This is a genomic window from Taibaiella lutea, assembly GCF_008629695.1.
GTDB classification, from domain to species: Bacteria; Bacteroidota; Bacteroidia; order Chitinophagales; family Chitinophagaceae; genus Taibaiella; species Taibaiella lutea.
The window spans coordinates 227,169-248,953 of sequence record NZ_VWSH01000001.1 but is presented as its reverse complement, the minus strand read 5'-3'; the positions used below and the strand labels follow the sequence as shown (position 1 = coordinate 248,953).

The window sequence follows — 21,785 nt, the reverse complement described above, 5'->3', positions numbered from 1 at the left end:
AAGTGGATTATTGTATGAATGCAGCTAATTGCTGAACAGCAGAGTAGGGGCTTGTTTCGCCTGATACAACGGCGCTTTCCAGTTTATTTATCGTTTCTTTGATGTCAGGTTTTAAAAGAAAAAACCTTCTCAGGTATTCCTGCAACAATCGTTGAAAAGCATGATGGTTTTGTTCTTTTCTTTTTTGCTGAAAAAAGCCGTTTATGTTTTGATGCTGAACAAATTTTTCTATCATCTGAACTACTTCCTGAATGCCTGAATTTTCATAAGACGAACAAACCAACACTTCGGGAATCCAGCCGGAAGGCTGCGGTGGCAGGAAATGCAAAGCTCTTGCATATTCTGTCCTGGCAGACTTTGCTTTAGTTACATTGTTTCCATCAGCTTTTGTAATGATTAAACCGTCAGCCATTTCCATAATGCCTCTTTTAATGCCTTGGAGCTCATCGCCTGCACCGGCCAGCATAAGCAACAAAAAGAAATCGGTAATCTGACTTACTTCGGTTTCGCTTTGACCCACTCCGACAGTTTCAATTATAATAGTATCGAAACCTGCCGCTTCACATAACAAGGTTGCTTCACGGGTTTTATAAGTTACACCGCCTAAGCTGCCGCTTGCTGCCGACGGACGGATAAATGCATTTGGATGAACAGAGAGTTGCTCCATCCTTGTTTTATCACCCAGGATACTTCCTTTGCTTAGGCTGCTTGAAGGGTCGATAGCCAATACTGCAACTTTCTTTCCTTCGTTAATGCAATACATTCCAAAAGATTCAATGAAGGTGCTTTTACCTACACCCGGAACACCTGTAATGCCTATTCTTATTGACTTTCCGGTTAATGGAAGAATAGTGTCAATTAATTGGGACGCTAATGCCTGATGCTCCGGCTTTGTTGATTCTATTAATGTAATGGCCCGGCTTAAGACAGCAATATTGCTGTCTTGTAAGCCTTTTATATAATCCTGTATGTCGAGTTGCTTTGGCAAAAATATAAGTATTAGTCTTCTCTTAATCTTTCATCCGTATAAGTAATGCTTGTTTTGCCGTGTGGGCAAGGTTTTCCGTCATCATCCACACTTACAAAAACCATTTTATCTATGGTAAGAATTGTCTTTTGGGTAATCTTGTTACGCACCTGGCAATTTAAAGTCAGTGAAGTCGTTCCGAAAGCCACAGCTTTTATACCTAATTCAACAATATCACCTTGTCTGGCCGAGCTTACGAAGTTGATTTCTGACATAAACTTTGTAACACATTTATTCGTACCCAATTGTATAATAGCATAAATAGCCGCTTCTTCGTCAAGCCATCTTAAAAGGCTTCCGCCAAATAAAGTATTATTGGCATTGAGATCTTCGGGCTTTATAAGTTTGCGTGTATAGAAGTTCATTTTAAAATTTCTTTTATTCGGGTTGTAAAATCTTTTATAAAGAAATCATGGTCTTTGTCTTCAGGAAATGTAGATAGTAAGGTTAGTGCATCATCATTTTTTCTGAAAAGAATATTAGCCGAATATAATTTTGATATTGAATGATTCTCATGTTTTGAAGGTATAATCTCGGTCCCCACAAAGTTTCCAACTATAGCAAATTGATTGTGAAAACAGTTAGAAATGTCAATTATTACACAAAATAATTCTAATTCATGTTTGCATTCAATAAAGCGACTTCTGATAGTTTCAATTGTCTTATCACAATCAAATGTTACTAATGGAAAATTCAATTCCTCAATTAATTCTCCTAATGCTTTTGTATTGTCTTTATTTTTTGATTGACTGATGTCTCGTTTTTTAATATCTTTCCTACGTCTGGCATTACTACCTAATATTTTAAAATAAGATAGATTACTGATGCAGACAACCAAAGCAAAAAATATTAATAATGCAACCACCATGATTATACTAATTCCTGTATGATTTCTTCAGAACTTTAATTACATTTAGCATCGAAGTTCTTTTGATTTTATGAGCTCTTTAAACCATTAATTTGAAATTTCAGCAATCCTGGTTCCTTTGCTGCATGTATATACTCGCTGCATTCATTTAGCATAATTTTGACTCATCTTCTTCAAAATATCAATCGCGCTTTTAGCAATGATCGTTCCGGGTCCAAAAACAAAAGACACGCCTGCATTAAACAAGAAATCATAATCCTGCTGCGGTATAACACCCCCGGCAACAACCATGATATCTTCCCTGCCATATTTTTTTAATTCCTCAATAACCTGTGGCACCAATGTCTTATGGCCTGCTGCGAGACTGGAAACGCCCAAAATGTGCACATCATTTTCCACAGCCTGTTTTGCAGCTTCGGCAGGTGTTTGGAACAAAGGACCAATATCCACATCAAAGCCGAGATCAGCAAAGCTTGTCGCAATTACTTTAGCACCGCGGTCATGACCATCCTGCCCCATTTTAGCAATCATAATCCTCGGGCGGCGGCCATCCAGTTCTGCAAATTCATCTGCTAATTTTCTGGCTTCTTCAAAGTTTTTATCCATAGCAATTTCTTTGGAATATACACCCGCAATAGAACGGATACGTGCCTGATAACGACCATATACTTTTTCCAGAGCAAAAGATATTTCACCCAAAGTACATCTTAATCTTGCTGCATCAATAGCTAATGCCAACAGATTGCCATCATTAGTGCTTGCCGCTGTAGTCAGGGCTTGCAAGGCTTCGTTTACTTTAGCTTCATCCCTGTTCTCTTTCAGCGATTTTAATCTCGCCAATTGTTGTTCTCTTACTTTGGCATTATCAACATCCAGAATTTCGATGTTCGAAGCTTCATCGGTTGTATAATTATTTACACCTACAATTACATCTTTACCGCTGTCAATTCTTGCCTGTTTCCTTGCCGCAGCTTCTTCAATACGCATTTTCGGAACACCTGTTTCTATAGCTTTTGCCATGCCTCCCAGTGCTTCCACTTCTTCAATCAGAGCCCATGCTTTCTCTGCAATTTCTGCTGTAAGGGATTCTATATAGTAAGAGCCGCCCCAGGGGTCAACTGTGCGACAGATGTCTGCCTCCTGTTGTAAAATGATTTGTGTATTGCGGGCAATACGCGCACTGAAATCGGTTGGCAATGCAATGGCTTCGTCTAATGCATTGGTGTGTAAACTTTGTGTATGCCCCATTGCAGCAGCCAATGCTTCAATGGCGGTACGTGTAACATTATTAAACGGGTCTTGTTCTGTAAGACTCCATCCGCTTGTCTGACAATGCGTACGCAAAGCCATACTTTTTTCTTTTTGGGGATTGAATTGTTTTACAATCTTAGCCCATAGCATACGTGCTGCGCGCATTTTGGCAATCTCCATAAAATGATTCATGCCTATGGCCCAGAAGAAAGAAAGCCTTGGTGCAAAATCATCAATTTTCAAACCTGCTTTAATACCTGTTCTTATATATTCCAATCCATCAGCTAAAGTATAGGCCAGTTCTATATCTGCAGTGGCCCCTGCTTCCTGCATATGGTAACCGCTGATGGAAATAGAATTGAATTTTGGCATCTTTTGTGATGTGAATTCAAAAATGTCAGCAATGATTTTCATAGAAGCTTCAGGCGGATATACATAGGTATTGCGCACCATAAATTCTTTCAGAATATCGTTTTGAATAGTGCCGCTCAGTTTTTCCATTGATACGCCTTGCTCTTCAGCAGCTACAATATAAAATGCAAGAATCGGAAGCACAGCGCCATTCATGGTCATAGAAACACTCATTTCATCCAATGGAATCTGGTCGAAAAGTATTTTCATGTCGAGAATGGAATCGATTGCCACACCTGCTTTTCCCACATCGCCCACCACACGTTCATGGTCGCTGTCATAACCTCTGTGCGTTGCCAGGTCAAATGCGACCGACAAACCTTTTTGCCCTGCTGCGAGGTTTCTTCTGTAAAATGCGTTGCTTTCTTCGGCCGTACTGAAACCGGCATATTGCCTGATAGTCCAGGGCTTTTGAACATACATGCTACTGTAAGGGCCACGCAAAAAAGGAGCAATGCCCGCAACAAAATTCAGGTTTGAGTTTCGTTGAATATCTTCTTTTGAATAAGAAGGCTTTACCTCTATATTTTCAGCCGTAAGCCAGGGTTGCTGTTCCGGCTGTCTTTGCGACTGATTGATTACCGTTTTATATTCAATATCTGAAAAGTCTTTTCGCATTATTATCTGTCTGAACTGTAAGGTTGTTTATTGTCTGAATTATGATTTGTATTCACTTTTTAAAAGTGCAAATACTAATGAATCCTGTAGTTTTCCATTCACATTAAAGTGTTCTTTTAAAACTCCTTCCTGCTTAAAGCCAACACTTTGTACTGTCTTTTGCGATGCAATATTATTGGGACCAATAAAGGCTTCCATACGATTCAGATTCAACTGCTCAAAGCCATAATCAATTAATGGCCTGATGGCTTCTTTCATAAAGCCTTTGTTTTTGAATACATCGTTTCGCATTGCATAGCCTATTTCCGAACGATTATGCATCGGAAACCAATTATGAAATGCAAAGTCTCCTATGATAGTACCACTTGCTTTCTCTATAAAATGAGCAAACATAACCGAGGTACGATAGGTATGCAATCCGCCACTGACCTTTTCCTTAGCTGCAGCGAGCAATGCATCGTCCCATCCGAAATATTGTTTTAAAGTTGCATCATCGTATTCTTTTACAAACCGGATATAATCCGCAGCTGTATCCATCCTAATCAATAATCTCGGCGTTTCTATAATATTTGAAGATGCCATTTCTATAAAATTTCACTTGATAATAAAATGCGCTGAATGCCTTTGGCATTATGGTTTTCAACTACTAAAGGCTTGGGCGAATCTGTTGCATTGATAAATTTATTGACACCAATTAAGATACGTTTCCCTTCTTTGTATTCCTGAATTAATTGTTGTGCCTGCGTTTCAATTGTTTTCTTTAAATCTCCGTTTTCAAAGATTGCAATCAGGCCGCCATTTGCTTCAACTCCTTTAAAGGAACTCCATGCCTTTTCAGATAATTGTGCCGTCAGCGTTTCCAGATAGTAGGAACCAGCTGCTATATCTGCTACTTTGTCTAAATAACTTTCCTCTTTGAAAATCAGTTGCTGGTTACGGCTCATGCGCTTACTGAAATCAGTTGACGTTCGCAGAGTTTCATCGAAAGGATGGATATATAAACTATCGCAACTGCCCAATACGCCTGCCATGCCGGCTAAAGTATCTCGCAAAAGATTGCTGTAACTATCAAATGGCGAACGATAAACATTGCTGGTTTCGACATGCAGATGCACCGGGATATTCTTTAGCCCGTATTGTTCCAGTAAAAGATGCAATACATTTTTTAAAGCGCGAAGCTTTGCAATCTGCTCATAGAAATTCGTATCGGTTGCAATGCTGATATGTACTTTTTGAAGTAATGAAACCTTATTGTTTTCATTCAATATGTTCAGATACTCATTTATTTGCGCCAAAGCATATGCAAGCTCTGTAACGCTGTTGCAGCCTGCATTTTGAAACAAAGATGCATCAATACTCAATTGTTTGGTTGTCTCAAAAGTTGAAAGGAAAGCATTTGTTTCAGGCTCTTTGTTCCATTCATTAGTTTCCAGATAGTTTCCAACGAAATCATTACTGATAAAACAATTCAATTTCCAATTCTTTGATTGCAGATAGTCCTGAAATTTGGTCAAAAATGTTTCAGAATTATTAATTTTAAAATTGCAATAGATATATGGCAGTTCTATATTTTGTAATAGGGCAGCAATTTCTACATCATTTTTAATAATGAAAGAAATACCTGAAGCGCCATTATTTAATGCTTCTAAAGCTTGTTTATTAGCAACGGAAGCGTCTTCGGTAACAATCTGTTCGCATATACTCCAATCAGGATTTGAGGTTACCACGCTATATTCAACATTTACATCTTCGCTTGTATAAAAAGGATGTATCGTTATGCCGTTTCTGTCTTTAACAGAAAGTTCTTCAAAAGTAATGCCCTTCAAATCCTTTTCTAACCGGACTTTCCATTCAGAGGCACTTGCAGGATTAAACTCGTTGAATAAATGTTTCATCAAAATATTTAGTGTATTTGCCGTATGTTCTTTGAACGCACAAATATACGACCCTCCGCAATAATCCTATGTTCCGGTAAGAAAAATGGCTGCAACAAAGGTTGCAGCCATTTTTAATGATATGGATTTGTCCTAAAAATTATTGTAAGCATTTGTCGACGGTTTTACCGATTCTATTTTATCAACCACATACTGGCCATCTTCCTTATTGTCAAGATTATTGTTTTCCCCGCGCCATGCAAGGTTTTTTGAATATTTATTGTAATGCACCAATACCTGCATGCCTATACATTTTTTCAGCGAGTCAGCAACCACCTCATCGGTAACAGAGAAATGAAACTCATTCGTGTTTAGTCCTCCGGCTTTGGCAGAACGAATGCCCGGCTGTAAAATGATGCCTTCATAAGTTTTAAAAACAGTTCCTTTTATGGAAAAATTATATAATACACCTTCTCTTCCTCCGGAATCATAAACTTTGTAATAGGAAAAATAGACATATCCGATAACGGCTAAAAGTATAATCAATACGGAGAAGAAGATGAATTTTCGCATAGAAATGAATTTTTAAAAATTAGTATTTAAGTTATTTTACTGTTCTTCCTTTCCAGTCATATTTTCCAAACTTCCCTAAAAAACCGGCCATGACGATATATAAAATGTGTATTGGCTGCAATACTGTAAAATATATCATTTCATTTGATTTACCATAGAACTTTGCAACAGGAATAAGAAAAAGAAGTTCTACTATAACCTTAGCAAAAACCGTGCCAAATAATAAAAATACCAAATTATAATTCCAAACAGAAGCAATAACTAATACTAAAATATTAAAATTAAAAAGATAAACCAACGCAAGAACCGCAGTTAATTTCTTGTCATTGTATTTATCTGCTTTTGAAGACCAGCGTATTCTTTGATTTAAGAATGCTTTCCAATTGGCTTGAACAGGTGTTTCAACAATAGCTTGTTCAGATTTTAAATAATAAATCCCATCCGGATATTTACTTTGAATTTTGTGCATCAGCAACATATCATCTCCCGATGCTATGTGATCTATGTCTTTATAACCGCCTACTTCATTAAATGCTGATTTCCGGAAAGCAAGATTGGCGCCATTGCACATATTGCCCATATTATTTGCAATGCTTGCGGCTGTAATGCCCTGCATAGTCATAAAATCTAATGACTGAAAATAGTATAGCCAGTTGCGACGACTGAAAGGAATAAATGAAACAGGAGCAGCAATGAATTGCGTGTGCTCATTTTGCATAGCCCGGTGCATTTGTTTCAGCCAATTTTTGGGCGCGATGCAGTCGGCGTCCGTTGTAATTATCCAATCGCCGGAAGCTATGATTATCGCTATTTCCAACGCTTTCTTTTTATACGCATTAATGCGTTCATCTTTGCTCAGATAATCTTTTAATGCAATTACACGGCCGTTTTTATTGTTTAGTATTTTACCGGCGACAGAAGCTGTTTCATCTTCCGAAAAATCATCGATTACGATTATTTCAAAATATGCAGCAGGAAATTCATTTGATAATATGGAATGCAGGCATTTTCCGATATTATCTGCTTCGTTTCTGGCAGGGATTATAATGGATATTTTCTGCGCGGAATTGGGAAAAGTTTCATGCAATGGCATAGAATATCGGATCCATCCTCGTCTATAAACCAGCATAAGTATAGCATAGCTCAGGAATAACAGAATGGTAATTATAATAAATATCATGAATGTATGCCTCTCTGAGATTAGAATCAATACTATCCTTAGGATGAAAAGCGAAAAAAAGTTAAATTTTTTGAATTATCCATTATCTTCGCCAAAATTTTTCAAAAAATGAATCTTCACGAATATCAAGCCAAAGAACTTTTAAAACAATATAATGTACCTACTCAGGAAGGTATTGCAGTACACAATGTTGATGAAGCAGTGAATGCCTACAAGCAGATAGCTGTGGATACCGGAAGTAAGTTTGTAGTAGTGAAAGCGCAAATACATGCCGGTGGCCGTGGTAAAGGTACACTTAAAGAAGTGCCAAGTCAACATGGTGTTCAGGTGGTGAAGAGTGCTGAAGATGTTGAAACGGTTGCTAAAAATCTTTTAGGAAATACTTTGGTTACGATTCAAACTGGCGAAGCCGGTAAGAAAGTAAGCAAAATCCTTATTGCTCAGGATATGTACTATGACGGACCGAGCGAGCGTAAAGAATTTTACATGTCTGTATTGATGGACCGTGCTAAAAAGCAAAATGTAATCATGTACAGCACAGAAGGTGGTATGGATATCGAAGATGTTGCACATAATACACCTGAATTGATTTTCAAAGAGTGGGTAAAACCGGGTTACTCATTGCAAGGTTTTCAGGCACGCAATATTGCTTTTAACCTTGGTTTGAGTGGTGAAGCACATAAAAACATGGTTAAGTTTGTTACCAATTTATATAACGCATACGTTGGCCTTGACTGCGAAATGTTGGAAATCAATCCATTGTTCAAATCTGCTGATGATAAAATCATTGCTGTAGATTGCAAAATGGGTCTGGATGACAATGCTTTAATGCGTCATAAAAACCTTGTTGACCTTCGCGATAAAACAGAAGAAGATCCTACAGAAGTTGAAGCAGGAGAACATAACCTTAACTATGTGAAACTGGACGGTAACGTTGGTTGCATGGTTAACGGTGCAGGTCTGGCTATGGCTACAATGGATATGATTAAGCTGGCCGGCGGTGAACCTGCTAACTTCCTTGACGTTGGTGGTACTGCAAATGCTCAGACTGTTGAAGCGGGTTTCCGTATCATCATGAAAGATCCTAACGTAAAAGCTATTTTGATTAATATCTTCGGAGGTATCGTTCGTTGCGACCGTGTTGCTGCGGGTGTAATTGAAGCATACAAAAATATGGGAACTATCAATATTCCTATCATTGTACGCTTGCAAGGTACAAACGCTGAAGAAGCTAAGAAATTGATTGAGGGAAGCGGATTGCAAGTTCAATCAGCTACTCTTTTAAGCGAAGCTGCTGACCTGGTTCAAAAGGCTTTGAATAACTAATTTTACTAAATTGATTTTAAAGGCGGCTCCAAAGAGCCGCCTTTTGTTTTGAATCGTCTAATTAATTACAAAAGTTTTACTATAAAATAATTTGGTTACATACTTAACTTCCTTATTTTTGCGAATCTAAAAAATTTACTAACTATAAAAATTTGAACTGTGGCGTACGAAAACAACAAACCTTTTGACGAGAAAAGAAATGCTGAAAGCATTTTTAGTAAAAGAGTAAAAGCCGGTAAAAGAAGGACTTATTTCTTTGATGTTCGCGAAACTCGTGGAAGCGATTATTTCATCACTATTACCGAAAGCAAGAAGCGTTTTAATGATGATGGATATGATCGTCATAAAATGTTTATCTACAAAGAAGATTTCAATAAATTTTTAGCTGCTTTGACTGAAACTGTTGAGTATGTTAAAACTGATTTGATGCCTGATTTCGATTTCGATGCTTTCAATCATGATGAAAATGAAGAAGGTAGCGAATACACAGGAGAAAAAACGTATGCTGCTGCTGAACCTGCTACAAGCTACATTTCTGAACCCACTACTAATACCGTATCAGAAACTGCTTCCGTTATTACTGCCGACGATGATGACGCAGGAATGGATGCGTGGAAAATATAATTTTACAATTCGTAAAGAAAGCAGCATCCTATCAGGTGCTGCTTTCTTGTATAAGGGATAGTCTTGCAATGATTAATCTTTGAATGTCAAAAATGCTTTTCCCAGATAATCAATAATATCTCCGGCAATTAGTGATTCTTCTGAAAGTTCATTGGCAGCCAGATCTCCTGCCAGGCCATGTAAATAAACACCTAATAAGCAAGCGTCTTTAGTTGTATATCCCTGAGCTAATAAAGCTGTAAGAATGCCGGTAAGGACATCGCCGCTGCCACCGGTAGCCATTCCGGCGTTACCGGTCATATTGTACCAGCATTCTCCCGAAGGAGTCAGAACTGCTGTATGATGACCTTTTAAAATGATGTGAATGTTGTATTTCATGGCTTTAGCCCTGCCTATTTCAACCTGAAACATAGTATCGACCGCAGTACCGAATAATCGTTCAAATTCCTTTGGATGCGGCGTAAGGATTGCAGCATATTTCAGTTTCAGTAAATGTTCTTCATTTTCAGAAAGCAGGTTAAGCGCATCTGCATCTATTACCAAGGGCTTTTCATTTGTTTCTAAAAATTGTAGTAAAGCCTCTTTAGTAGCAGCTTCCGTGTCCAATCCCGGTCCGATTCCAATAGCATTTATAGATTTGTTAACTTTAATCTCATTTATGAATTTTTCACCCGAAGCAATAAACATGCTTTCCGGATTTGTGGTCTGAATAATATTGTTGCCACAGGATGGGGCGAGTGTGAAAACCAATCCTGCTCCGGCTTTTGCGCATGCTTTGCCTGCTAATGTTATAGCGCCGATTTTGCCATAGCTACCGCCAACAACCTGCGCCCTTCCGAAATTTCCTTTATGCCCGAATGAATTGCGGGGTTTATAAATCTCTTTCACAACTTGTTTATCAATAATCTTGTATTGAGAGTGTGTCGCTTCTATAAATTTTTCATTCAGGCCAATATGCAGTAAATGAATTTTGCCGGTAAATTTTGAAGATTCAGGATGCAGGAAGCTGCGTTTGTATAACTGAAAACTTAAAGTATGATTTGCCTCAATAACGGCTGCATTCTTTGTCGGCAAAACATCGGAAGGTAATCCGCTGGGAATATCAATACTGATAATCTCGTTTGGCAATTCATTGATTTCATGAACGAATTCGGCAGTCCATTCATCCAAAGCGCGGTTCAAACCTGTTCCAAAAAGCGCATCTATTACGAGGATATTCTCATCGATTCCTGTTACAAAAGAACCGGGTTCAAGTATCTGGATATCATCAGGAGCCTGGTGATGCAATGATGTCAGGTTGTGACTTGCATCATCAGAAAAAGTTTCCCTGTGTTTCAGAATAACTGCTTTTGCGGAAAAACCATGTTGGATTAATATCCGGCAAAGTGCCAGCCCGTCACCTCCATTATTGCCCATGCCACATAAAACCAAAATTGGTTTCTGAATAGGATAATGGGATGTAATCCATTGAAAACAAGCTGTAGCTGCACGTTCCATCAATTCTGATGAAGTAATATTCTGCTCCTGAATGGTAAATGCATCCAAAGCTTTTATTTGTGCAGCAGTGAATATTTTCATAGACCTGGTTTTTATAAAAAATGCGGAACGTTTAAATTCCGCATTTATAATTATTATTCAAAAGTTACAAGATGTACTTCTTTTCTTCCTTTATTAATCAGCATGAATTTATCTTTTAATAAATAGGATTTGTCTAAAGAAGTTATATCCTTATTTATTTTCGTTCTATTGATACTCACTCCGCCACCTTGAATCATTTTCCTTGCTTCTCCTTTTGACGGAAAAATTCCGGTATCTGATAGGAATTGAATGATATCCAAACTCTCGTTTAATAAGTCCTTTTTATAACTAACAAATGGAACTCCTGTCATTAGTTCTATAAATTCTTCTTTTGAAAGTGCATTCAAATCTTCATTGGTGTTTTTCCCAAAAAGGAAATTAGTGGTTTTTATTGCTGCATCAAAATCTGCCTTACTATGAACCATAATTGTAATTTCTTCCGCCAGCTTCTTTTGTAATATTCTTAGCTGTTCTGCTCCTTCGTGTTCTTTAATTAATTCATCGATTTTAGATAAAGGCAGAAACGTGAAAATTTTAATTAATTTCTTCGCATCTTCATCTGCAACATTTAACCAATATTGATAAAAAGCATAAGGCGAAGTTTTTTCTCTGTCAAGCCATACATTACCTGATTCGGATTTGCCGAATTTACCGCCATCTGCTTTTTTCAACAACGGACACGTAAATGCAAAAGCATCGCTACCGCCTTTTTTGCGGATCATTTCTGTTCCGGTTACGATATTGCCCCATTGATCGGCACCGCCAAATTGAAGCTTGATATTATTTTCTTTATTAAGATAATAGAAATCATAACCCTGAATCAATTGATAGGTAAATTCAGTAAACGACATTCCTGACGTGCCTTCCAGTCTGTTTTTAACGGAATCCTTAGACATCATATAATTCACTGTAATGTGCTTACCCACGTCACGGATAAAATCAAGGAAATTGAAATCTTTAAACCAATCGTAATTGTTTACCAGTTCGGCTTTATTAGGAATATTGTCGTTAAAGTTCAGAAATCTGGATAATTGTTTCTTTATGCCTTCTACGTTTTTACTCAGGGTATCCATATCCAACAAATTACGCTCGGCCGATTTTCCCGAAGGGTCGCCAATCATGCCTGTTGCACCTCCGATTAAAGCATAAGGTTTGTGGCCTGCTTTTTGCAGATGCATTAATAAAATGATAGGTAACATGCTTCCGATATGCAAACTGTCGGATGTCGGGTCAAAACCCACATAACCGGAAGTCATTTCTTTTGCCAATTGTTCCTCTGTGCCGGGAATGATATCTTGTAATAAACCTCTCTTTTGTAATTCGGGAATAAAATTTGTAGCCAAAACTTCTCTTTTTAAAATGGTATTTATGTTATCAAAAATACTGGTTGTTAGCAAAAATAGGGGTGTTTTATATAATTGGCAAGATTTTGATGGACATAGTATTAATAGTAGTTGGAATGCTATGTGTTGTTCGTTAACTTTGGAGAGCATTTATTTTATGCAGGCATATATAAAAGCAATTTTTATTACTTGTTTACGTTTAGAAGAATAACCCTTGAATCAATAGTCAGCGATTATGAAGAAAACAATACTTTTTTTATTTAGTTCTATTGCATGTTTTTCGAGTTTTGCCCAAAAGCGTATTTATGTAAATGAATACCTGAATATTGGTGTCGGTGCGAGAGGGTTGGGTATGGCCGGGGCAACGTCTGCTACCACTTCAGATGTATATTCTGCTTACTGGAATCCTGCAGGTCTTACAGGAATGGAATCTGATGTTCAGGCGGGTTTGATGCACGCAGAGTATTTTGCAGGTATTTTTAAATATGATTACGGCGCAGTTGCTATTCCTTTAAAAGATAAAAAACGCGCAATCGGTATTTCTTTTATTCGTTTTGCCACAGATAATATTCCTTATACATTGGATTATGTGCAGCCCGATGGTTCATTTGATGATAGCAAACTTAAAGAATTTTCTGCAGGAGATTACGCTGTTTTTCTGTCTTATGCTCAAAAACTGAGTTTGTTTAAGAAAAACCCTTTGATTGAAACAAGCATAGGCGGCAATGCAAAAATTATATACAGAAACGTGGGAAGCATGGCAAATGCATGGGGTTTCGGAATGGATTTGGGTTTTCAGATGAAATATAAAAGCTGGCGGTTTGGGTTAACGGCGAAAGATATTACAACAAGTTATACAGCATGGTCCTTTCATTTAAATGATCACGAAAAAGAAGTTTTTGGTAAAACCGGTAACGAAATTCCTATTAAATCCTATGAAGTGATGATGCCAAGATTGAATTTTGGTGTGGCGCATACTTTCCTGAAACCGGATAATGATTTTCAGGTTCTTGCTGAGTTAGGTTTTGATGTAACCACGGATGGTAAAAGAAGCACGCTTATTGCAAGTAATCCTATTAGTATTGACCCCAAAATGGGTGTGGAGGCCAGTTATAAAAATACTATTTTCCTGCGTGCGGGTGTTGGTAATTTTTACAGAGCGCTTGATAATTCCGATACTTTAAATGTGAAGAAATATACTGTTTTTCAACCTTCCATTGGTGTTGGTTTTAAAGTAAAAAGTTTTGCTATTGACTATGCCTTTACAAGTTTACAGATGCAGGACAATCCGCTGATGTCACATGTGATTTCTATTCGTTTGGATATTATGAAGGCAAAGAAAAAGCCTGCGGATAGTAACTCAAGTCCGTTACCTGTTACTCCGAAACCGGATGTAAAAGGAACAAATTAAATTTCAAGTCCTATTCATTTCAATTTTACCAGATGAGAAAAATTATATCAAGAAATATTTCACTCCTTATCCTGTTTTTCTTTGCAGGTTTATTTATACAAAATGTTCATGCGCAATATAGCAATAGCTGGATCAATTTTGATAACACTTATTACAAATTAAAAATAACCAAAGAAGGAATATACAGGATTACGCAAGCTCAGCTCGCTGCCAATAATATGAGTGCTGTTACAGGAAGTCAGTTTGCTTTATATCGTGATGGTCAGCAGTTACCCATATATGTCTCAACAAATGGAACATTGGGAGTAAATGATTATATAGAATTTTATGGTACAAAAGTGGATGGTATCATTGATACGGCTTTGTATTCCGGGCCTTTTTTTCAACCTGATATCGAAAGCACAGTAATCTCCGTGAAGGATACGATTAGTTATTTCCTTACTTATGATGCTTCTACACATTTTCGTTACAGCCTGATAAATAATGCTATTCCGGGAGTGCCGCCTCCTGCCGCTTCATTTTGTTGGACAACTGTTTATCCTTCCAATCTTTCAAAATATTCTTTCGATCCCGGACAGTCGTATTATTCCGGAGGATTTTACTCCTCGGATTTTGATTTGGGAGAAGGATGGGCATATTTTGGCAGTACCTCCGGTAATCTGGTATTAAATACACCTAATGTTTATGCATCAGGTCCGGCTTCAGAAGTTTCTTTTAATTTTGCAGAAGCCAGTGTAGGACAATCCTTAAATAAGCATATCACTCTTAATGGCAATGCTCTTTTCGACACTTCCTTTGTCAGTAATTTTCAATTAGTAAAGAAAGTTAAAAGCTTTGTAAGTTCCGGTTTATCGGGTTCCAATAATTTGACTTTTTCTGATAACAGTACATTTTACGTTTTTTTGGGAAAAATAAAATACCCGAGAACATATGATTTTTCCGGGAATTTTTCCACACAGGCATCGTTTCAGATACCTTCATCTGACCGATATATTGAAATAAGCGGATTTTCTACAGGGGGGCAATCGCCACGTCTGTACGACAGGACAAATAATAAGATTTATATCGGGACAGAGTCGGGTGGCTTACTCAAATTCTATCTGGATATATCTATAATGCCAAGAGATGTATTCCTTACTAATGTAGCATCCATATCAGATAATTTAGACTTGAAAAGCGTTCCATTCAAAAATTATGCTCTTACCGCTAATCAGGGAAATTATATTATCCTTAGCCATAAAGATTATATAAATGCCTCGCCTGACTACGTTAATCAATACAAACAATACAGAAATGGTTCTGATGGCGGCTCTTTTCAGTCAGTAGTAGTGGATGTAACAGAATTGTATGATCAATTTGCCTATGGTCATGATCAACATCCTTTGAGCATACGCAACTTCATCAATTTTGCTAATAATGTCTGGACAGTAAAACCTGAATATTTGTTTATAATAGGGCGCGGATCTGATTATGTGACAACTCAGGTCAGTGCCGTCAATTATCCAAGTATTCCGACGTGGGGAAATCCCGGTTCTGATAATTTGTTTTCAAGTTTTAATAATGATCAGACCCCTCTTTTAGCTACCGGAAGATTATCGGCCTGGAGTAACCAGGAGATAGGCAATTATTTATCGAAAGTAAAGGACTATGAGACGGCTATAAAACCGGGATTACCCAAACCGACAGTAGAACATGACCTATGGAAAAAAAGAGGATTGCATATTGCAGGTTCATCTGATCTGAATTTACAGGAACAGCAATTATTGCCTGCTTTGAATAATTGTAAAGGTATTATTGAAGATACACTTGTTGGAGCGACAGTTACAACTATAAAAAAGACAACAACCGATCCTGTTGAAAATGTTGATAATCCCGTAGTTGATAGTTTAATTAGCAACGGTGTCAGCTTTATATCATTTTATGGTCATGGTTCCACTGCCGGTTTTGATTATAATCTTAACTCTCCGGATGTGTATCATTCCAGTCCGAAGTTCCCGGTGTTTGGAGCTTATGCCTGTGAGGTTGCATATATTTTTTCCAATAGCTCTATAAAGACAATAAGTGAGCAATATATTACTTCAGTTAACGGTGGTGCCATTGCAATGATAGCAGCCGACAATACCGGTTTCACAGGTACTTTACCCAATTACATGACGGGACTTTATCGTTCAATGGCTTATAAAAGCTATGGTAAAAGAATGGGTATGCAATACAGAGATAATATAGCATACCTGCAAACTTTGGGTAACGATGTTTTTATGGACATTCATACACAATGCCAGCTCTATCAAGGAGACCCCGGCTTATTGACGTATAATCCTGATAAAACTGATTTTGCTATAGAAGAATCAGGCGTAAATACAATACCGGCAAATGTGACTACGGCAATTGATAGTTTTGATTTAAAAGTTGTTTTGTATAACCTTGGTAAAGCAACTGAAGATAGTGTTTGGGTTAGATTAAGACATACGCTTCCGGGAAATAATAATGTCTTGTTTCAGGATTCTATAAGAGTGACTAATCTGTTCAACACAGATACTATTACGTTTAAAGTTCCTCTGAATGAGACGACTGATATCGGTTTAAACAATTATGCCATAAAGATTGATTCAAAAGAGCAATACGACGAACTGTCGGAGGATAATAACGAAGTTATTTACCAATTGTATATTTATTCTGAAAGTATCATCCCTGTTTATCCTAAAGAATTTGCGATAATGCATCAGCAGGACATTACACTAAAAGCTTCCACTCTCAACGCTTTTGCACCAATAAGAAACTATAAACTGGAAATTGATACAACAGAGAATTTTAATAGCTTTTTAAAGCAAAGCACTACTATTACAAGTATGGGTGGCGTTATAAAATGGAAACCAAATCTTGTTTACAAAGACAGTACTGTATATTACTGGAGGGCTGCACCAGACTCTTTGGTTAATGGAGTTAATAATTGGAACTATAGTTCCTTTGTCTATCTGGCTAATGGCTCAGATGGTTGGAATCAATCACATTATTTCCAATATCTGAAAGACGAACCATATACAGGCCTGGCATTGGTTCCCCAAACCAGGAAATTTAAATATGATGGCATAATCAATACGCTGAAAGTGTCTGCTAAGGTCATTAGTCCTTTATTGAACGATTATCAAAATATGGATCAATCACTAAATGATGTCAGATTTGGTGGAGTAGGTTGTGGTTATACAGGTTCTGTGCAGATTGCTGTTATTGATTCCGTTTCAGGACAGTTAATGGCTAATTACCCGCTTCCCGGACAGCCTGGCATAGGACAGGGCTCTTTCGTAGGACAAGGTTCCCAGGGTTCTATATATTGTAGTGCTCCTGTTCCCCGCTATGTTTTCGAATACTTAACCAGTGATTCTGCCAGCAGAAACAGAGCCAGGTTATTTATAGAAAGTATTCCGGCCGGAGATTATATACTGATTAAAAATTTGATTTATGATGGACCTCCGGGTGCGATATGGGATCAGCAAACTGCTGATAAATGGCAGGCAGATACTGCTACATATGGAGCAGGGAATTCACTTTATCATGCTATAAAGAATCTTGGTTTTGACATGATAGACCAATTTACTTTCAAAAGAGCATTTGCGTTTTTTAGAAAAAAGGGAGATAATAGTTACCCTGTAACGCAGGAAATCAGTAATGGTGGAACCGATAAAATTGAATTCACTGCTACTTTCAGGAGTAATACGGACAGTGGGAATGTAACTTCTAAAATTGTAGGCCCGGCAAAAGAATGGCAAGCTTTAAAATGGAAAACATCAGCAACCGACAATGCTCCTCAATATGATTCAAGCTTTGTAGATGTAATTGGCCTTGATACGATCAGTAATGAAACATTGTTATATCGCGGCTCATCAACAGATACTTCTTTGGCTTTTATCAATGCCGCAATCTATCCTAATTTGAAATTGGTATGGCATAATAGCGATAGTTTTGCGCGCTCAGCTCCTTATCTGGATTATTGGAGAGTATTATATTCACCTGTTCCTGAAGCAGCTTTAAATGCCGCAGCCCACTTTGTTCATAATGATACAACAGGTGAAGGTCAGAAAAGTAAGTTTGAGATAGCAATTGAAAATCTGACTCCTTATCCTATGGATAGCATGTTGGTGCAATATAAGTTGATTGACGCATCGGGCATTAAACACGACTTAGATACACCACGCAGATATAAGCCGTTATCAGGAAATGACACTTTAATCGTGACGTTGAATTATGATATTTCCAATTACCATGGCAAAGACTTCTTATTGGTAGAAGCTAATCCTGATAATGACCAACCGGAACAATATCATCCCAATAATCTGGGTTATTTGAGCCAATATGTTGTTGCCGATAAACAAAATCCATTGCTGGATGTAACTTTTGATGGCATTCATATTCTGGATAAAGACATTGTTTCTGCAAAACCGTTCATTCGTGTGCTGCTCAGAGATGAAAATAAATTTCTTCCATTGGATGATTCTTCCTTGTTAAAGGTTCAGTTATTATACCCTGATCAATCTACTCCTGTTGAAATACCAATAGATGGCAACACTTGTAAGTTTATTCCGGCCACAAACGTCAATGGCACAAAGAACGAAGCCAGGATAGAATACAGGCCTAATTTAACAGAAGATGGTGTTTATCAGCTTGTGGTTACAGGTAAAGACAGAATAGGAAACGTAGCAGGTAACACTTCTCTTGCTTATAAAATTAATTTTACAGTTGAAAATACACCCTCCATTACAAATGTGTTGAATTATCCGAATCCTTTTTCAACAGCAACTCAATTTGTATTTACACTGACGGGCTCCGAAGTACCTTCTCAATTTAAAATTCAGGTACTTTCTGTTACAGGTAAAGTTGTACGTGAAATAAAGAAGGCAGAGCTGGGTAATTTGCATGTGGGTAGAAATATAACAGATTATCGTTGGGATGGTAAAGACGAGTATGGGCAAATGCTTGGTAATGGCGTGTATTTGTACAGAGTCATTACGTCCATCAGAGGTGAAGATGTTGAGCATAGAGCCAATGCAACCGTTGATAAATTTTTCAAAAACGGATATGGCAAGCTTTACATCATGCGATAAGAAAAATCAATGCTTACAAGCATCTTTGTTTAAGACCTTTGAACCCCTTAGCTTTGCTTTGGGGTTCTTAAATTTATACCATTAATGAGAAAAATCTTTTCACTCTTTTTGTTGTCGCTTATTGGTAATGCTATTCAGGCACAGCAATACAGGCCCATGCCTTCTTCCGAAATCTTTCAAAAGCTGCAACAGCTAAATGTGTTGGGAACTGTAATGTATGTTGCCGCGCATCCCGACGATGAAAACACAAGGTTGTTGTCTTATTTAGTGCATCACGATCATGTGCAGACCATCTATCTTTCCCTGACACGAGGCGATGGCGGCCAGAATATTTTAGGAAATGAACAAGGCAGCGTTTTAGGATTGATTCGTACCCACGAATTAATGGAAGCCCGAAAAATTGATGGTGCTGAACAGTTGTTCACCCATGTTATTGACTTTGGTTTTACAAAGTCTCCGGAAGAAACTTTTAAATTCTGGAACCGGACAGATCTGGATGCTGACGTAAAGCAAATGATTGAGAAATACAGGCCGGATGTTGTGATTTGCAGGTTTCCGACAACAGGAGAAGGCGGACATGGGCAACATACGGTTTCCGCTATTGTTGCAGGGGATGTTTATCAACAATTGGAGGCAAACAAAAAGCAACATCCGGATGATAAAGAAATCTGGTTGCCTAAAAGATTACTCTTTAATTCTTTCAGATTTGGTGATAATAATACTACAAGCGAAGACCAATTCAAGCTTCCGATAAACCAATACGATCCTTTGCTTGGCGAAGGTTATGGTGAAATGGCGGGAAGAAGCAGAAGTGTTCATAAAAGCCAGGGTGCAGGTACGCCGCAAACGGTAGGTGTTGCTAACGATTACTTTAAATTATTAGGTGGCAGCCCGATTGCAAACAGTTTATACGATGATATTGACATCACCTGGAACAGGGTAGGGCATCCTGAAATAGGGCAGCATATCCAACAGGTTCTTACTGATTTCGACTTTAATAATCCATCTTTAAGCATTCCAAAACTTACAGCAATATATAAAGAGATTGGAAGTAATGTAAAAGATGATTTTTGGAAACGAAAAAAACTTGAAGAACTAAATGATATCATCGTTTCTTGTGCGGGTATAATGGTAGAAGCACTTACAGATCAGCAGGAGCAAACTGAAGGAGCGATTATTCCTGTAAAAATGAATGTTATTGCACGAAGCGCTGTTCCTGTAAAATTGCAATCTTTTAGTTTGAGCGGAATTGCAGACGGAAACGGCATGCCTGCAATTCAGATGGTTTCGGATTCTTTGTATCAGTATTCTTTCAAAATGACAATTAACGACCCGGAACAGCTTACACAACCTTATTGGATGAAATATGGTGCAGCTAATTCTGCATATCAGTACGAGCCTCAATACAACGGTTTGCCGGAAGCTGTTTCTAACCCTAATGCCCGTGTTTTTTTCGAAATAAATGGCCAGCAATTTGGTGCATCTGTTCCGGTTTCTTACAAGAAATTAGATCCCGTAAAAGGCGATGTTGTACAGCAATTAAGAATTGTTCCTGCCGTTTCTGTTGAACCTTATCATAATCTTTTTATTTATGAAAAGGGTAAGAGTAAAAAAGTATGGGTACATCTTAAGGTATTCAAAGCTGTTGATAGCCCAATCCTTCAGGTTACATATAAAGATAAAGTAATCATCTCAAAGGCAATAAGTAACCTGGTTCAAGGTCAGGATACTACTTATACGCTGGACATTCCCACCACCACTTTTACTGATGCTGCCAAAGATGATTACATCATGGTTTCAGTAAAAGCCAGAGGTAAGGTTTATGATAAAACACAGCATTTAATTCAATACCCGCATCTGCCCGACTTACAATATTTTACAGCTTCCTGGATGCATTTGGTTAAGAAAAACTGGAATGTGGCAGTTAAGAAAATTGGCTACATAGAAGGTGCAGGTGATTATGTAGATGATATATTGAAGTTAGCAGGGTTACAAGTAGAAATAATTCCAGAAAGTTCGTTAAGCAATGCACAATCATTAGCGCAGTATGATGCCGTTGTTGTAGGCGTACGCGCATTGAATGTTGATAAACAAAGTGCAGCATGGATGCCTGTTTTAATGAAATATGTCGAAGAAGGAGGTACGGTTCTGATGCAATATAATACTAATGGCAATCTGCAAACCAAACAATATGGTCCTTATCCGTTTATTATTTCAAGAGACAGAGTGACCGATGAAGAGGCGAAAGTAACTTTTACAGATACAACTTCTTCGCTGATGCATTTTCCGAATGAGATAACAGAAAGTGATTTTAAAGATTGGGTTCAGGAAAGGGGCATTTATTTTCCTTCCGGATTTGAAAGCAATTATAAATCCTTATTCTCTATGCATGATGGTGATGAAAAACCTTTGAATGGCGCGGTTATTTACACTCCTTATGGAAAAGGGCAATATATCTATTCACCATTGGTTTTTTTCAGAGAATTACCTGCAGGAAATGTAGGGTCAATAAGACTTATGATGAATTTATTGTCTGCTGGAAAAGGAAAACCATAACAGTGTAATATCAGGTTCTGTTATACGAAGAAGGGAATTGCGGTAA

Annotated in this window: 15 protein-coding genes; 5 read left to right on the top strand and 10 right to left on the bottom strand. The window is 37.7% G+C overall.

The window, feature by feature from the left end; genetic code table 11:
- Positions 1-7 precede the first annotated feature (7 nt).
- The 8 genes from meaB to F0919_RS01020 all read right to left on the bottom strand — a co-directional run bounded on the left by meaB (position 8) and on the right by F0919_RS01020 (position 7,802).
- A complete protein-coding gene (meaB, locus tag F0919_RS01055) occupies positions 8-988 on the bottom strand; it encodes a methylmalonyl Co-A mutase-associated GTPase MeaB (RefSeq protein ID WP_216629350.1) in 981 nt (326 codons plus the stop codon).
- An 11-nt stretch (positions 989-999) separates the two neighbouring features.
- Positions 1,000-1,392 (bottom strand): acyl-CoA thioesterase, encoded by a 393-nt coding sequence (locus tag F0919_RS01050; RefSeq protein WP_150030858.1) that lies wholly within the window; start codon positions 1,390-1,392, stop codon positions 1,000-1,002.
- Positions 1,389-1,895, bottom strand: coding sequence for a hypothetical protein (locus F0919_RS01045; protein ID WP_150030857.1), 507 nt, complete (start codon positions 1,893-1,895; stop codon positions 1,389-1,391). Before F0919_RS01045 ends, F0919_RS01050 begins: the two co-directional genes overlap by 4 nt.
- A 144-nt stretch (positions 1,896-2,039) precedes the next feature.
- Complete coding sequence (gene scpA / locus F0919_RS01040) at positions 2,040-4,175, bottom strand: methylmalonyl-CoA mutase (RefSeq protein ID WP_150030856.1); 2,136 nt, start codon at positions 4,173-4,175, stop codon at positions 2,040-2,042.
- Positions 4,176-4,214: 39 nt separating this feature from the next.
- Positions 4,215-4,757 (bottom strand): GNAT family N-acetyltransferase, encoded by a 543-nt coding sequence (locus tag F0919_RS01035; protein WP_150030855.1) that lies wholly within the window; start codon positions 4,755-4,757, stop codon positions 4,215-4,217.
- Between the two features lie 2 nt (positions 4,758-4,759).
- Complete coding sequence (locus tag F0919_RS01030; protein WP_150030854.1) at positions 4,760-6,070, bottom strand: methylmalonyl-CoA mutase family protein; 1,311 nt, start codon at positions 6,068-6,070, stop codon at positions 4,760-4,762.
- A 132-nt stretch (positions 6,071-6,202) separates the two neighbouring features.
- Positions 6,203-6,622 carry a hypothetical protein gene (locus tag F0919_RS01025; RefSeq protein WP_150030853.1) on the bottom strand — a complete coding sequence of 140 codons (420 nt, stop codon included), beginning with the start codon at positions 6,620-6,622 and terminating at the stop codon, positions 6,203-6,205.
- A 31-nt stretch (positions 6,623-6,653) separates the two neighbouring features.
- Positions 6,654-7,802, bottom strand: coding sequence for a glycosyltransferase (locus F0919_RS01020; protein ID WP_150030852.1), 1,149 nt, complete (start codon positions 7,800-7,802; stop codon positions 6,654-6,656).
- A gap of 108 nt (positions 7,803-7,910) precedes the next feature.
- On the opposite strand from F0919_RS01020, the gene sucC reads away from it, so the two are divergent.
- Both sucC and F0919_RS01010 read left to right on the top strand, forming a co-directional pair.
- On the top strand, positions 7,911-9,128 hold the full coding sequence (sucC, locus tag F0919_RS01015; RefSeq protein WP_150030851.1) for an ADP-forming succinate--CoA ligase subunit beta: 1,218 nt from the start codon (positions 7,911-7,913) through the stop codon (positions 9,126-9,128).
- Positions 9,129-9,287: 159 nt separating this feature from the next.
- Positions 9,288-9,752 carry a DUF3276 family protein gene (locus F0919_RS01010; RefSeq protein ID WP_150030850.1) on the top strand — a complete coding sequence of 155 codons (465 nt, stop codon included), beginning with the start codon at positions 9,288-9,290 and terminating at the stop codon, positions 9,750-9,752.
- A 72-nt stretch (positions 9,753-9,824) separates the two neighbouring features.
- Here the strand turns inward: F0919_RS01010 and F0919_RS01005 are convergent, their stop codons facing one another.
- Positions 9,825-11,330 (bottom strand): NAD(P)H-hydrate dehydratase, encoded by a 1,506-nt coding sequence (locus tag F0919_RS01005; RefSeq protein ID WP_150030849.1) that lies wholly within the window; start codon positions 11,328-11,330, stop codon positions 9,825-9,827.
- A gap of 53 nt (positions 11,331-11,383) precedes the next feature.
- On the bottom strand, positions 11,384-12,673 hold the full coding sequence (gene tyrS / locus F0919_RS01000; RefSeq protein WP_235903430.1) for a tyrosine--tRNA ligase: 1,290 nt from the start codon (positions 12,671-12,673) through the stop codon (positions 11,384-11,386).
- A 235-nt stretch (positions 12,674-12,908) separates the two neighbouring features.
- Between tyrS and F0919_RS00995 the strand changes: the two genes are divergently transcribed.
- The 3 genes from F0919_RS00995 to F0919_RS00985 all read left to right on the top strand — a co-directional run bounded on the left by F0919_RS00995 (position 12,909) and on the right by F0919_RS00985 (position 21,739).
- On the top strand, positions 12,909-14,084 hold the full coding sequence (locus F0919_RS00995) for a putative type IX sorting system protein PorV2 (RefSeq protein WP_150030847.1): 1,176 nt from the start codon (positions 12,909-12,911) through the stop codon (positions 14,082-14,084).
- A 32-nt stretch (positions 14,085-14,116) separates the two neighbouring features.
- Positions 14,117-19,183 carry a putative type IX secretion system sortase PorU2 gene (gene porU2, locus F0919_RS00990; protein WP_150030846.1) on the top strand — a complete coding sequence of 1,689 codons (5,067 nt, stop codon included), beginning with the start codon at positions 14,117-14,119 and terminating at the stop codon, positions 19,181-19,183.
- A gap of 84 nt (positions 19,184-19,267) precedes the next feature.
- Positions 19,268-21,739 (top strand): PIG-L family deacetylase, encoded by a 2,472-nt coding sequence (locus F0919_RS00985; RefSeq protein WP_150030845.1) that lies wholly within the window; start codon positions 19,268-19,270, stop codon positions 21,737-21,739.
- Positions 21,740-21,785 lie beyond the last annotated feature (46 nt).